General features: G+C 66.1%; 14 protein-coding genes and 1 riboswitch. All 14 genes read right to left on the bottom strand.

What is annotated here, in order from left to right:
• Positions 1-20: 20 nt before the first annotated feature.
• Entirely contained in the window at positions 21-473 is a 453-nt protein-coding gene (locus AC1TQG_RS18750; protein ID WP_482139347.1) for a PH domain-containing protein, read from the bottom strand.
• Positions 474-508: 35 nt separating this feature from the next.
• On the bottom strand, positions 509-1003 hold the full coding sequence (gene ribH, locus AC1TQG_RS18745; protein WP_482139346.1) for a 6,7-dimethyl-8-ribityllumazine synthase: 495 nt from the start codon (positions 1001-1003) through the stop codon (positions 509-511).
• Positions 1000-2331, bottom strand: coding sequence for a bifunctional 3,4-dihydroxy-2-butanone-4-phosphate synthase/GTP cyclohydrolase II (locus AC1TQG_RS18740; protein ID WP_482139345.1), 1332 nt, complete (start codon positions 2329-2331; stop codon positions 1000-1002). Before AC1TQG_RS18740 ends, ribH begins: the two co-directional genes overlap by 4 nt.
• Positions 2331-2930, bottom strand: a complete 600-nt coding sequence (locus tag AC1TQG_RS18735) for a riboflavin synthase (RefSeq protein ID WP_482139344.1) — start codon at positions 2928-2930, stop codon at positions 2331-2333. The genes AC1TQG_RS18740 and AC1TQG_RS18735 overlap by 1 nt, the downstream gene beginning before the upstream one ends.
• Positions 2931-2999: 69 nt before the next feature.
• Positions 3000-3160: riboswitch (FMN riboswitch) on the bottom strand.
• Positions 3161-3235: 75 nt separating this feature from the next.
• Positions 3236-4243, bottom strand: coding sequence for a bifunctional diaminohydroxyphosphoribosylaminopyrimidine deaminase/5-amino-6-(5-phosphoribosylamino)uracil reductase RibD (gene ribD / locus AC1TQG_RS18730; RefSeq protein ID WP_482139343.1), 1008 nt, complete (start codon positions 4241-4243; stop codon positions 3236-3238).
• Positions 4240-4899 (bottom strand): ribulose-phosphate 3-epimerase, encoded by a 660-nt coding sequence (gene rpe / locus AC1TQG_RS18725; RefSeq protein ID WP_482139903.1) that lies wholly within the window; start codon positions 4897-4899, stop codon positions 4240-4242. The genes ribD and rpe overlap by 4 nt, the downstream gene beginning before the upstream one ends.
• A 116-nt stretch (positions 4900-5015) precedes the next feature.
• Positions 5016-6413, bottom strand: a complete 1398-nt coding sequence (locus tag AC1TQG_RS18720; protein WP_482139342.1) for an RsmB/NOP family class I SAM-dependent RNA methyltransferase — start codon at positions 6411-6413, stop codon at positions 5016-5018.
• Complete coding sequence (gene fmt / locus AC1TQG_RS18715) at positions 6410-7342, bottom strand: methionyl-tRNA formyltransferase (RefSeq protein WP_482139341.1); 933 nt, start codon at positions 7340-7342, stop codon at positions 6410-6412. Before fmt ends, AC1TQG_RS18720 begins: the two co-directional genes overlap by 4 nt.
• A gap of 75 nt (positions 7343-7417) precedes the next feature.
• Positions 7418-9391, bottom strand: coding sequence for a primosomal protein N' (locus AC1TQG_RS18710; protein WP_482139901.1), 1974 nt, complete (start codon positions 9389-9391; stop codon positions 7418-7420).
• 81 nt (positions 9392-9472) lie between these two features.
• Positions 9473-10681: a methionine adenosyltransferase gene (metK, locus tag AC1TQG_RS18705; protein WP_482139340.1), complete on the bottom strand. Its 1209-nt coding sequence runs from the start codon at positions 10679-10681 to the stop codon at positions 9473-9475.
• 69 nt (positions 10682-10750) lie between these two features.
• Positions 10751-12043 carry a bifunctional phosphopantothenoylcysteine decarboxylase/phosphopantothenate--cysteine ligase CoaBC gene (coaBC, locus tag AC1TQG_RS18700; RefSeq protein ID WP_482139339.1) on the bottom strand — a complete coding sequence of 431 codons (1293 nt, stop codon included), beginning with the start codon at positions 12041-12043 and terminating at the stop codon, positions 10751-10753.
• A gap of 106 nt (positions 12044-12149) precedes the next feature.
• Positions 12150-12452 (bottom strand): DNA-directed RNA polymerase subunit omega, encoded by a 303-nt coding sequence (rpoZ, locus tag AC1TQG_RS18695; protein WP_482139338.1) that lies wholly within the window; start codon positions 12450-12452, stop codon positions 12150-12152.
• Between the two features lie 7 nt (positions 12453-12459).
• Entirely contained in the window at positions 12460-13050 is a 591-nt protein-coding gene (gene gmk, locus AC1TQG_RS18690; protein ID WP_482139337.1) for a guanylate kinase, read from the bottom strand.
• Positions 13051-13062: 12 nt separating this feature from the next.
• A complete protein-coding gene (gene mihF / locus AC1TQG_RS18685; protein WP_028463499.1) occupies positions 13063-13380 on the bottom strand; it encodes an integration host factor, actinobacterial type in 318 nt (105 codons plus the stop codon).
• Positions 13381-13635 lie beyond the last annotated feature (255 nt).

The following is a 13635-nucleotide window of genomic DNA, read 5'->3' as shown; positions in this document are numbered from 1 at the left end:
GGCCCGCCGAGAATCGACTGTCAGACCTGCCTGCCGAACCGTTCGTGCAAAGCCCGAACCTCGGCCATGGCGTTGACGGCCCGTTCGCCGTCGTTGGCCTGAATGGCCAAGATCGGCACGTGCTCGTCCTCTGGCAGTTCCAGCCGCGCCCAGCTCCCACTGCGCGGGTACCGGATGCCCTCGATGATCGACCAGTCAAAGATCCGCTCGTTGAACAGATTTCGGACCGCGATACCTTCGGCGCCGACCCGGATCCGCGCCCGGGCGATGAGCATGAACGTTCCACCGATGATCATGCCGAGCCCGACCATCGCGATCTGGTCGGCGAGCTTGAACACGACACCGGAGTCACCGACCTGGAGCAACAGCGCCACGATCACATGCACGATGACCACCGCCACAGCGGCGATCATCGAGTATCGCGGCGACTTCCGGGCGCGGTAGACCATCAGCCACCGGGGTTCGTCGGTCATCGCAGAGACTGTATCGGTCTTGGCTTGTGTACTCATCAGACTTCGGGGTGGTATTCGCCTCGGGACAGCGCGCGCAGGGTCAACGCCGAGGCGATCGCCGCCGTCGCGGCCTGTGCGCCCTTGTCTTCCTTCGAATCAGGCAGACCTGCGCGGTCCAGGGCCTGCTGCTCGTTGTTGGTGGTGAGCACACCGTTGCCGACCGGGGTCGACTCGTCGAGCGAGACCCGGGTCAGGCCGCTGGTGACCGCATCACAGACGTAGTCGAAGTGGGGCGTATCGCCGCGGATCACGACACCGAGGGCGACCACCGCGTCGTGATTGCGGGCCAGCGCCTGCACGATGACCGGGAGCTCGATGGCACCGGCCACCCGCACGATCGTCGGATCAGTGATCCCGACCTCGGCCGCCGCGGTGGTGGCGCCGGCGAGCAACGACTCACAGATCGTCGAATGCCATTGCGAGGCAACAATTGCCAACTGCAGACGGCTCGCATCACCCAGGTTCAGTGTTGGTTCTCCGGCACCGCTCATGCTGGATTGCCTCCGCTCAGTTCGGTGTCTTGGTGATCCAGCTCATTGCCCTGATGAAGATCGTCCAGGCCGACGAGGTCGTGTCCCATCCGATCCCGTTTGGTACGCAGGTACCGCAAATTCTCCGCATTGGGCCGAACCGGCATCGCAACCCGCTCGGTGATGTGCAGGCCATAACCGTCCAGGCCGACACGTTTGGCCGGATTGTTGGTCAGCAGGCGCATCGACGAGACACCGAGATCGACGAGGATCTGGGCGCCGAGACCGTAATCGCGGGAATCGGCGGGCAGGCCGAGCTCCAGGTTCGCGTCGACGGTGTCGGAACCGGCGTCCTGCAGCTGGTATGCCTGCAGCTTGTGCAGCAACCCGATGCCGCGACCTTCATGGCCACGCATGTAGAGCACGATGCCGCGGCCTTCGGCGGCGACCATCTCCATCGCCGCGTCGAGCTGCGGACCGCAGTCGCAGCGCAGCGAACCGAAGACGTCTCCGGTCAGGCACTCCGAGTGCACGCGGACCAGGACGTCGTTGCCCTCACCGTCGGGTCCGGCCACGTCACCCAGGACCAGGGCCACGTGCTCGACCTCGTCGTAGATGCTGGTGTAACCGACGGCCCGGAAAGCGCCGTGGCGCGTGGGGATCCGGGCATCGGCAACCCGGACGACATGCTTCTCGTGACGACGGCGCCAGGCGATGAGATCGGCGATCGAGATCAGCGCCAGGCCGTGCTCGTCGGCGAATACCCGGAGTTCCGGGGTCTGTGCCATCGCGCCCTCGTCCTTCTGGCTGACGATCTCGCAGATCACGCCTGCGGGCGCCAGATCGGCCATCCGGGCCAGATCCACGGCGGCCTCGGTATGACCGGGACGGCGCAGGACGCCACCCTCTTTGGCGCGCAGCGGCACCACATGTCCGGGGCGGGTGAAGTCGCCCGCCGTACTGGTCGGATCGGCGAGCAACCGCATGGTCGCGGCACGGTCCGAGGCACTGATACCGGTGCCGATCCCCTCGCGGGCATCAACGGTGACGGTGTAGGCGGTGCCGTGCTTGTCCTGGTTCACCGAGTACATCGGCGGCAGACCGAGGCGGTCGCAATCGTCGCCGTCGAGAGGGACACACAGGTAGCCGGAGGTGTACCGGACCATGAACGCCACCAGTTCGGGCGTGGCCTTCTCGGCCGCGAAGATCAGGTCGCCTTCGTTCTCGCGGTCCTCGTCATCGACGACAACAACCGCCTTGCCTGCCGCGATGTCGGCGAGCGCACGTTCGATCGTGTCGAACTTGGTGCCCTGATGTAGGCCTGTAGTGGTGCCCACCTGGTTGCTCATTACTCCACTCCGATCGCGGATAGCCGTTCGACGTATTTGGCTATCACGTCGACCTCTAGGTTAACGACCACTCCCGCGGCTGCTTCCCCCAAGGTGGTCAACGCGAGAGTGGTTGGGATGAGCGATATCTCAAACCAGTCCGGGCCGATCGACGAAACGGTCAACGAAACACCATCGACGGTGATAGAACCCTTTTCGACGATGTAGCGGGCGATGGAACCGGTGGTCCCGATCCGCACGACGGTCCAGTTCTCGCCGGGTGTGACTGATTCGACTGTCCCGATGCCATCGACGTGACCCTGGACGATGTGGCCACCGAAGCGGCCGCCTGCGAGCATCGCGCGTTCCAGATTGACCGGGCTACCGGGTCCGAGGTCGGCCAGCGAACTGCGTCGCAGCGTTTCACCCATCACATCTACGGTGAAGGCGCCGTCGTCCGTGAGGTCGACCACGGTCAGACAGACGCCGTTGACGGCAATCGAATCCCCGTGTCCGGCATCACTGGTGACCAGCGGACCCCGGACGGTGAATCGTGCCGCGTCGGTCAAGTCTTCACGCGCAACAATGCTGCCGCGTTCCTCGACGATTCCCGTGAACATCGCCTACTCCTTCAATCGCTTTGCGATCTCAGGGCGGCACATGGCCGGGTCGGATGAAGACCCACCAGGTGGAGTTCTCTCACATCCGGACTATGACCGTCGGCTCCGGGATCTCACCGGAATCTGCTCGACCCCTCACCGGGTGAGGGCGCTCGCGGGCTCAGTGTCTCAACTGTTGTCGATTCACTTTTACCGCCGGTGGGGAATTGCACCCCGCCCCGAGAACTTCCACCATAGAAACTACCACATCGGGCATATATCGTGACCAGGACTAACGACATGAATGGCCCGGTCAGGGCGCTGAATCAGTTTGCATTCAGTGTGAGCAAAACATCGTCGCCCAGCGTTTCGACGCGCTCGGTGGTGAACCGGCGCGCCTGCGACAACGTCAGGACCGAATTGTCGACCACTGCGGCCGCTCCCCCGCCGATCACCAACGGCGCCAGGTACGCCTGGACGCGATCGACGAGTCCGGCCGCGAAGAACGCACCCAACAACCGCGCCCCGCCCTCGATCTGGACGTTGGTCAGCTCGCCCAACTCCTCGATCACCCTCGCCGGGTCGTGCTCGGCGATCTGCACCGTCCTCGCGCTCGAATCGAAGATGCTCGCCCCGGCCGGGATCTCCCGTCGACCGACGATCACCCGCAGCGGCTGATGTTCGCGCAATGAGCCGTCGGGATATCGGGCTGTCAGCGACGGATTGTCGGCGAGCACGGTTCCGGTGCCGACCACGATGGCGTCGATCTGTGCACGTTCGTGGTGCACCCGCTCGCGTGCCGGACTGCCGGTGATCCATTGACTGGTTCCGTCCGGAGCGGCGATCCGGCCGTCGATGGACGCCGCGAACTTGGCGGTGACCATCGGCCGTCCGCGCTCTTGCCGGAACAGCCATTCACGCAGCGGACCGTCACGCGCCTCATCGATGCCGACGCCTGCCTGAACCGAGATTCCGGCTTGTTCCAGACGGGCGTGACCTCCGCTCGCCAACGGGTTCGGGTCCGACACCGCGTAGACCACGGCGTGCACACCCGCCGCGATCAAGGCCTCGGTGCAGGGACCGGTGCGACCGGTGTGGTTACAGGGTTCGAGTGTGACCACCGCGGTACCGCCTGCGGCCCGTAGCCCGGCCTGCTCGAGGGCGACGACCTCGGCATGTGCGCCACCGGGTGGCTGGGTGTGTCCGACCCCGACCACGGAACCGTCGATGCCGAGAATCACCGCACCCACCGGCGGGTTGGGGGTGCTCTGGCCGCGGGCGCCGTACGACTCGGTGATCGCCCGGCGCATCGCCTCGCCGATCAGCCCCGTCATGACAGCCTGCGGCCCGCAGCTGCTTGCGCGCGTAGCGATTTCACGGCCTCGGCAGGATCGCTTGCGCCATAGACCGCGGAACCGGCGACAAAGCAGTCCACCCCGGCCTCGGCGGCCTGTTCGATGGTGTCGGCGTTGATCCCGCCGTCGATCTCCACCAGGATCCGCAGTTCCCCGGCGTCGACCAGCGAGCGCACCCGTCGCACCTTGTCGAGTACCCCGGCGATGAACGATTGGCCGCCGAAGCCCGGCTCGACACTCATCACCAGCAGGGTGTCGAAGCTCTTGAGGATCTCGAGGTACGGATCGAGTTCGGTGCCGGGCTTGATGCTCAGGCCCGCCTTGGCGCCTGCCGCGCGGATGTCCTTGGCGACCGCGATCGGGTCGTCGGTTGCCTCGGCATGGAAGGTGACGTTGTGCGATCCGGCCTCTGCGTATCCGGGGGCCCAGCGGGCCGGATCCTCGATCATCAGGTGGCAGTCGATCGGGATGTCGGTGGCCTTGAGCAAACTCTCGACGACCGGCAGTCCCAACGTCAGGTTGGGCACGAAGTGCCCGTCCATGACGTCGACATGTAACCAGTCGGCACCCTTGACCGCATCGGCCTCGGCGCCGAGCTTTGCGAAATCGGCGGACAAGATGGACGGCGCGATCATGGGTGACGTCTGCATGGCAACAATCCTATGTGCCCCTCCACCTCACAAATGCTCCGGTTATACGAAGACGCTCCGCATGTACGCGGAGCGTCTTCGTATAACCGGAGCGTTTGTGGTCAGTCCTTGCGGAGAGCCGCGAAGAACATCGCGTCGGTGCCGTAGAGATGCGGCCACAGCTGGACGTACGGGCCGGGACCGACACCCTCGATCGGCACCAGTTCGCGGGTGTCGATGGCGGTGATGGGGAGTTCGGCGACCGCGCGGTCGACAACCTGCGTCGTCTCCGCCGGGTGCGGCGAACAGGTGGCGTAGACGACCACGCCGCCCGGGCGCAGTAGGTTCACTGCGGATTCGAGTAATTCTTGTTGCAACACAACGAGTTCGGCGACATCAGCCGGGGTCCGCCGCCAACGGGCCTCGGGACGGCGCCGTAGCGCACCCAGACCCGAACACGGCGCGTCGACGAGGATCCGGTCGTATCCGGGTTCCAGACCCGGGTCGCGGCCATCGGCGACCTTCACATCGACCGGCAGATCGCGCGTGGCCTTGCGGATCAATTCGGCTCGGTGCGGGGCCTTTTCGATGGCGTCCACGCGGGCACCCTCGATCTCGGCGAGTGCACCGAGCAGTGCGGCCTTGCCTCCCGGCCCGGCGCAGAGGTCGAGCCAACGGCCGTTGTCGTCGCCGACAAGGGGCGCCTGCGCCAGTGACCGGGCGACGAGCTGGCTGCCTTCGTCCTGAACGCCTGCCATGCCCTCACGGATCGGGTCGAGGTCACCGGGATCGCCACCGTCGAGATAGACGCAGTACGGCGAGTAGCGCCCGACCTCGCCGCCGGTGATCAACGCGAGTTCTTCTGCGGTCAGCAACCCGGGGCGGGCCACCAGATGTGTCAGTGGCCGTTCGTCGTCGGCGGCCAAGGCCGCCTGCAGCGCTCCGGCCGAACCGCCCAGTGCGTCATTGAAGACCTCGGCGATCCACTTGGGGTGGGCGTACTGGAATGCCAAGTGCCCGATCAGATCCTCGGTGATGGGCGGCGCGAGTTCCTGCACCCAGAGGTCTTCGTCACGCTGAGAAACCTTGCGCAGGATCGCGTTGACGAAGCCGACCGGTCCGTGTCCGACGCGCGATCGCACCAGATCCACCGACGTCGACACCGCTGCGTGCGCACCGATCCGGGTCCGCAGGAGCTGGTAGGTACCCAGGCGCAGGACGTCGAGTACGGGACCGTCGATGTCGGCGACCGGGCGCTTGGCGACGTACGCGATGATCGCGTCCAGCATGCCCGCCGCGCGGCACGTGCCGTAGGTGAGCTCGGTTGCCAGCGCCGCATCGCGGCCGGTGATCTTCCGCTCGCGCAACATCTTCGGCAAGATCAGGTTGGCGTACGCGTCCCGTTCGCGGACGGCTTTCAGCACGTCGGCGGCGGCGATGCGGGCCGGATCGATCGGTGTGGATTCGCGTTGGGTGCCGGCCTGGTTGTCGGTGCCGGGCTTCCCAGTGGGCTGGTTCATGACAATGCCTGTCCGTCGGTCAGCCTGGCTCCGCGTGCCCAATCAGCACCGGCCATGGCCTTTTTGCCTTGTGGTTGAACCACATCGAGGCGGATGGGATCGGTTTGGGTGCCGACCATGAGTGCTTTTTTGGTGACATGCAATTCACCGGGTGCCGGTCGCTCGTCGACGTCCGACACGATCGACGCCTTCGCTATCTTGACGCGCAGGTCTCCGAGGTTCGTCCACGGACCCGGCGCCGGTGTCATCGCGCGAATGTGACGGTCGACGAGATGGGCCGGGAGATCCCAACGGATCCGGGCGTCGTCGATGGTGATCTTGGGCGCGGTGCTGATGCCGTCGGTCGGCTGCGGCACGGCGATCAGGGCGCCGTCCTCGAGCCCGTCGATGGTTGAAACCAGCAATCCGGCGCCGGTCTCCGACAATCGCCCGAGCAGATCACCGGCGGTGTCGGTGGGCCGGATCCGCTCGGTGACCACACCGAATACCGGGCCGGTGTCCAGACCCGCCTCGATCCGGAACGTCGTGGCACCGGTCACCTCGTCCCCCGCGGCGATCGCGGCCTGGACCGGTGCGGCGCCACGCCACGACGGGAGGAGCGAGAAGTGCAGGTTGACCCAGCCGTGCTCGGGCAGGTCGAGCAGTTCGGCCGGAACCAGTCCCCCATAGGCGACCACCGGGATGCATTCCGGTGCCCAGGCGCGCAATTGCTCAACCGCCTCGGGGTCGGCGAGCCGTCGGGGTGTGATGACCGGAACGTTGTTGTCGTCGGCGAGTTGCGCGACGGGTGAACGCGAAACCTTACGTCCGCGCCCGGCCGCGGCGTCGGGACGACTGATGACACCGACCACCTCATGGCGATCGGAATCGAGCAGTGCCTGCAACGATCCGACCGCGGGCTCAGGTGTGCCCGCAAACACCACCCGCATGTACAACCTCCATTGTCGAGACGGCCGCCGAAGATCGAGACGGCCATCCGAACAAGCTTAGAGGGCGGCTTGTGCTCAGCCGATGGTCGGTGGATCCATCTGCACGCGGATCGGGGATGTTTCGTGCTGGGCGATCCGTCCGATCAACGCCACCCGCAATGCTGCGGCCAGGGCACGTCCGTCCGAACGTTTGCAGCGCAACAGTATTCGTTGCGGGTCGGGTACCTCTGCCCGATCCAGACCGGACGGCAGCCGAACCCCGGCAGGCAGTTCGACGGGGCCGAGCACTTCCCCACCCTCGGGCAGTGTCACCTTTTCGGCAAAGGCGATGACGGCAGGCCCGGCTCCGTCGATCGACGCCATGGTCACCGCAGGCGGGAAGGCGAGTTCGGTGCGCTGGTCGAGTTCGGTTTGCGCATATCCGACGGGATCCCACCGGATCACCGCCTGTACCGGGGCGAGCCCGGCATCGGCGACCACCACAACCGTGCCGCCCTGACCATGTGGCCGCACCAGCATTGCTGCCGACAGCCACCGCCGGACCGCTTCTTCGCCTGCCCGTAGTTCGGTGCGGTCGAGTTGGGCCCAGGTGTCGAGCAGGATGACCGCGCCGTAGCCGCCTGCCGCTACCGGTTCGGCACCCGGCGTCGAGACCACCACGCGGGCACCGTGCTCGACGTGTTCGACGAGTTTGTCACCGCCGGAAGTGAGGATCGGCACTCCGGGGAACGCCCGTCCCAGCTCCTCAGCGGTCCGACTCGCCCCCGTGGTCAGCGCCCGAACCTTGGTGAAACCACATTCGGCGCAACGGAAGTCGGCCTCGGGATGCCCACACCACCGACAACTGAGCATGCCAAGGCGCGAACTGTTCGCGTCGGTGGGACCGTCGGCCTGCATCGGTCCGTGACAGCGACGGCAACGCACGTGTGAACGGCAGCGTTCGCACGCCAGCGACGGCAGGTAGCCGCGGCGGGGCACGCTGAACAGCACCGCGGTGTCGGCCGCAACAGCGGCTCGGGCGGCGTCGAAGGCAAGCGCCGGGATGCGGGCCGAGCGGGCCAGCGGGTCGCGGGCCACCCGGTTGTCCTCGTCGGAGAGCGCTTTGATCCGCGGCGTCCGTTCGCGGATGACCGCCCGCGGAGCGGTGAGGTCGTGGGCCCAGCCGGCCGCAACCAGCGCCTGGGTTTCCGTTGTTCGGGCCGAGCCCGCCAAGATCAGCCCACAGGTCTCCGAATGCGAGCGCAGGACCGCGACCTCACGGGTGTGCGGATAGGGCGCACGGGGTTCGCACAGGCTGTCGTCGCCGTCATCCCAGACCACGATCAAACCCAGATTCGGAATCGGCGCAAACGCCGCGCTCCGGGTACCGATCACCACCGATGCCTGGCCGCGCAGCGCGCGCAACCAGCGTCGATACCGCGCTGATGGACCCAGACCCGCCGACAGGGAGACCACGCGATCACCGATCAGGTCGGCGCAGGCCGTCTCGAGTCGATTCAGGTCACGCTGGTCGGGCACCACGATGATGGTGCTGCGCCCGCTGATCATGGTGTGGCAGGCGACCTCGGCCAGCCGGGCCGGCCAGTCCTCGCCGGGCAGCGCCTGCCAGGCCGCCCGCGCGGCCTTGCCGTCGGCGACCGCGCCCAGAAACGAGTCCGCGTGCCGATACGGGTCCCAGCCCGCCAGATCCACCGTCGGCGGCACCGGCGTACCGGCCGGAGCCGCGGTTGCCTGTTCGGTCCTGGCATGCCGGGGTGGGATGGCCAGGCGCAAGACGTCGGTCATCGTCCCGGCGTACCGGTCGGCGACCGCCCGCGCCAGCGCTGCCAGCTCAGGTGTGAGGACCTGCTCGGGCGAGGTCACTCGTTCGAGCCAGCCGAGCCGACCGGGATGGTCACTCGACTCGATGCGTTCGAGCAGATACCCGTCGACCAGGCGCCCGGAAAAGCGGACCCGGACCCGGACACCGGGCTGGGCCTGCTCGTCCTGGGCAGCGGTGACCTGATAGTCGAACGGTCGGTCCAGGTGTGCCAGACCCAGCAACGGCAGAACACGCGCGATCGGGAGCGTCGGGGCTAGCTCACGATCGTTCTTGGGGGCGATGGGCCTGGCTCGGACTAGATGCGCGCGTCAGATACCCGCCGCCGCGCGAAGCTTGTCGGCGCGGTCGGTGTGTTCCCACGGCAGATCGATGTCGGTGCGTCCGAAGTGGCCGTAGGCGGCGGTCGGCGCGTAGATCGGTCGCAACAGGTCGAGGTCGCGGATGATCGCACCCGGACGCAGGTCGAAGACCTCGCTGATCGCCGACTGGATCTTGGCCGGATCGACGTTTTCGGTGCCGAAGGTCTCGACGAACAGACCCACCGGGGCAGCCTTGCCGATGGCGTAGGCGACCTGCACCTCGATGCGTTCGGCCAGGCCGGCCGCGATGGCGTTCTTGGCCACCCAGCGCATCGCGTACGCGGCGCTGCGGTCGACCTTCGACGGATCCTTGCCCGAGAAGGCGCCGCCACCGTGACGGGCCATGCCGCCGTAGGTGTCGACGATGATCTTGCGGCCGGTCAGGCCGGCGTCACCCATCGGCCCACCGAGGACGAACTTGCCGGTCGGGTTGACCAGCAGACGCACGTCACTGGTGTCGAGGAACCCGAGGTTCAGCTCTTCGAAGACCGAACCGAGGACCTGGTTGCGGATGTCCGGGGTCAGCAGGTTCTCGAGGTCGATATCCGCCGCGTGCTGGGTCGAGATGACCACGGTGTCGAGGCGGACCGGCTTGTCGCCGACGTATTCGATGGTGACCTGGGTCTTGCCGTCGGGACGCAGGTACGGCAGCACGCCGGTCTTGCGCACCTCGGTCAACCGACGCGCGAGGCGATGCGCCAGCGCGATCGGGACCGGCATGTACTCGGGGGTCTCGTTGGTGGCGTACCCGAACATCAGACCCTGATCGCCTGCACCCTGGCGGGCGATCTCGTCTTCGGTGATGCCCTCGACGCGGGATTCATAAGCGTTGTCGACACCCTGGGCGATCTCGGGTGACTGCGCACCGATCGCGACGTTGACGCCACACGAGTTGCCGTCGAAGCCCTTGGCCGAGGAGTCGTAGCCGATCTCCAGGACCTTCTCGCGGACGATCTTCGGGATGTCGGCGTAGGCGGTCGTGTTGACCTCACCCGCGACATGGACCTGTCCGGTGGTCACCAGGGTCTCGACCGCGACCCGCGCACGCGGGTCCTCGGTGAGCAGGGCATCCAGGATCGAGTCGCTGATCGCGTCACAGATCTTGTCGGGGTGGCCTTCGGTGACGGACTCGCTTGTGAACAAACGGGAATCGGTCATGGATTTCCTCTCGGCAGCGGTCGTCCTGGAGCGGACGGGTCGTGGGTGCGAAAACCCGCGGACCTCAAATTACACAGGCTTGGTCTTGTTGGTTGCATCGACCATCGATGCCCCATCATCAGGGCGCATGGCGACAACCGCGTCAAGTATTCGGCTCGCCATGAGTGTTTTGGTTCCCAGCGGCAGCGCGGTCTCGTGGCCGTCGGCGGCAAGCACCCAACCGGTGTTGTGGTCCATGCCGAAAGCCTTACCGTCACCGACCGCGTTCACGACGAGCAGATCGCAACCCTTGCGGGCCAACTTGGCGCGTCCGTGGTCCAGGACTCCATGATGCTCGTCGCCGGTCTCGGCGGCAAAGCCGACGATCGACACCTCCGCCGGGATCTCCCCTGCGCGACGCGCCTCGACCAGTCCGGCCAGGATGTCGGGGTTGGTGGTCAGCTCGATCGGCGCCGGGCCGTCACCGGTCTTCTTGATCTTCGACTGCGCCACCGACACCGGACGGAAATCGGCGACCGCGGCGGCCATGATCACCACATCGGTTTCGGGCGCACGTTTGGCCATCTCTTCGGACAGGTGCTCGGCGGACTTGATCCGCACGAGCTCGACTCCCGCCGGGGTCGCGAGATCGTCGGTGGCGCCTGCCACCAGCGTGACCTGCGCACCGCGTTGCGCGGCAGCGCGGGCCAGGGCATAACCCTGCTTGCCCGAACTGCGGTTGCCGAGGTAGCGGACCGGGTCGAGTGGTTCGCGGGTACCGCCTGCACTGATCAGGAAGCGCACGCCACTCAGGTCGTACGGCAGGGCGTCAGAACGTTCTAGGAGGAGCTCGCCGAGCAGGGCGATCTCCTGCGGGTCGGGCAGACGTCCGGCACCGGAGTCGACGCCGGTCAGTCGTCCCGACGCGGGGGTGATCACGGTCGCGCCCTGCGCTCGCAGGGTGCGGACGTTGGTCTGGGTTGCCGGGTGCTCCCACATCTCTGTGTGCATCGCCGGGACGAACATCACCGGGCAACGCGCGGTGAGCAGAGTCGAGGTCAACAGGTCATCTGCTCTGCCGGACGCGGCCCGCGCCATCAGATCGGCGGTGGCCGGGGCGATGATGACCAGATCGGCTTCTTGCCCGAGGCGCACGTGTGCGACCCGGGGTACGTCGTCGAACACCTCGGTGCTCACCGGGTTACCGCTGAGCGCCTCGAAGGTGGCCGCACCGACGAACTTGAGTGCGGATTCGGTGGGGATGACCCGCACACCGTGACCGGCCTCGGTGAAATGGCGGATGACGGAGCCGACCTTGTAGGCCGCGATACCGCCGCCGACGCCCACAACGATGTTCTTGCGTGCACTAACCGCTTCGGTCACGAAACCTCATCCTCGCTGTTGGCGCCGCGAGTGATCTCCCGCCACCACATCCCCGACATACACGTGGTCCCACGATCCCGGAGATCCGGAATCGTGGGATTCGCGCTCACTCGCCTTCGGTGTGCTCGAGCAGGTCTGCGTGGATCTCGCGCATCGCGATCGACAGCGGCTTCTCCTGAAGACCCGGTTCGACCAGGGGGCCGACGTATTCGAGGATTCCGTCGCCGAGCTGGTTGTAGTAATCGTTGATCTGACGCGCACGCTTGGCCGCGAAGATCACCAGCGCGTACTTCGAGGACGCCCGTTCCAGCAACTCATCGATCGGCGGGTTGGTGATGCCAAGTGGGGTGTCGTACGCCGTCGCGTCGACCTCACCGATGAACTCGTCCTGGGTGGTCAAGCTGCTCACAGTTCTCCTACGATTTATTCAAACGGGTATCAACCAGCAAGGATAGCAACCTTTTGGCTGCGGAGTCGACTTCGTCGTTGACAATGACGTGATCGAACTCCTCGGCACTGTCCAATTCGGCTCGCGCCGTCTGCAGACGACGCTCGATCACCTCATCGGATTCGGTGCCCCGGCCGCGCAATCGCGAGACCAGAACATCCCAACTGGGTGGGGCCAGAAATACGGTGACGGCCTCGGGCACGGCGGCGCGGATGTTGCGCGCTCCGGCCAGATCGACCTCCACCAGAGTGGGTCGCCCCTGCTCCATGGCCTCGTATACGGGTTTGGCGGGCGTTCCTGAGCGTTGCAGCCCGCCATGGATCTCAGCCCATTCGAGGAGTTGATCCTCCTCGATCAGCCGATCGAACTCGTCGCGACTGACGAAGTAATAGTCGCGACCGTCCACTTCACCGGCCCGCGGTTCGCGGGTGGTGGCCGAGACGCTGAACACGAGTTCCGGGAGCAACTCCCGGAGCCGACGCACAACGCTCGACTTGCCGACAGCAGAGGGGCCGGCCAAAACCAGCAGCCGGCCCCTCTGTTGCAGATCTGGGCTCACTTGAAGAAGCGATCAGGCAAAGTCGAACTTCGCCAGTAGCGCCTTCTTCTGGCGATCTCCCAGCCCGCGCAGACGGCGGGTCGGGGCGATCTCGAGCTCGGTCATGATCTCCTGCGCCTTGACCTTGCCAACCTTCGGCAGGGCCTCGAGCAGAGCAGACACCTTCATCTTGCCGAGGATCTCGTCGTTCTCGGCATCCTTGAGTACCTGCTGCAGATCGGTGCCGCCACGCTTGAGGCGCTCTTTGAGCTCCGCCCGGGCCTTGCGAGCGGCAGCTGCCTTCTCCAAGGCAGCTGCGCGCTGCTCATCCGTCAACTGGGGAAGGGCCACGGTTCCTCCGATATCGTCTGTGTGTTCTCTGCCCCGGCACCGGTGATGTCGGGGCGGCTGCCTTGTGAGGGCAGCGAAAGCGACCGTACCCACGTGAGCTGGGATTTGCGACCCCGACCCCCGCATTCCCCCACGAAAACGGGTGTTGTAAGCCTTTCAAAGTAGACCGGCAGACGAACCCGCCACTGATCGCCAAACTGGCGGTTCCGATTCTTCGACCACACGAATCATGTTGTGCTACAACATATTTCAACG

The organism is Williamsia sp. Y844, from assembly GCF_056786475.1.
This window is presented reverse-complemented; position numbering and strand designations above follow the sequence as displayed.

Excerpts from the sequence above, each read along its gene's own strand:
- AC1TQG_RS18750 (WP_482139347.1), bottom strand. The coding sequence starts at position 473 with ATGACCGACGAACCCCGGTGGCTGATGGTCTACCGCGCCCGGAAGTCG.
- ribH (WP_482139346.1), bottom strand. The coding sequence starts at position 1,003 with ATGAGCGGTGCCGGAGAACCAACACTGAACCTGGGTGATGCGAGCCGT.
- AC1TQG_RS18740 (WP_482139345.1), bottom strand. The coding sequence starts at position 2,331 with ATGAGCAACCAGGTGGGCACCACTACAGGCCTACATCAGGGCACCAAG.
- AC1TQG_RS18735 (WP_482139344.1), bottom strand. The coding sequence starts at position 2,930 with ATGTTCACGGGAATCGTCGAGGAACGCGGCAGCATTGTTGCGCGTGAA.
- ribD (WP_482139343.1), bottom strand. The coding sequence starts at position 4,243 with ATGACGGGGCTGATCGGCGAGGCGATGCGCCGGGCGATCACCGAGTCG.
- rpe (WP_482139903.1), bottom strand. The coding sequence starts at position 4,899 with ATGATCGCGCCGTCCATCTTGTCCGCCGATTTCGCAAAGCTCGGCGCC.
- AC1TQG_RS18720 (WP_482139342.1), bottom strand. The coding sequence starts at position 6,413 with ATGAACCAGCCCACTGGGAAGCCCGGCACCGACAACCAGGCCGGCACC.
- fmt (WP_482139341.1), bottom strand. The coding sequence starts at position 7,342 with ATGCGGGTGGTGTTTGCGGGCACACCTGAGCCCGCGGTCGGATCGTTG.
- metK (WP_482139340.1), bottom strand. The coding sequence starts at position 10,681 with ATGACCGATTCCCGTTTGTTCACAAGCGAGTCCGTCACCGAAGGCCAC.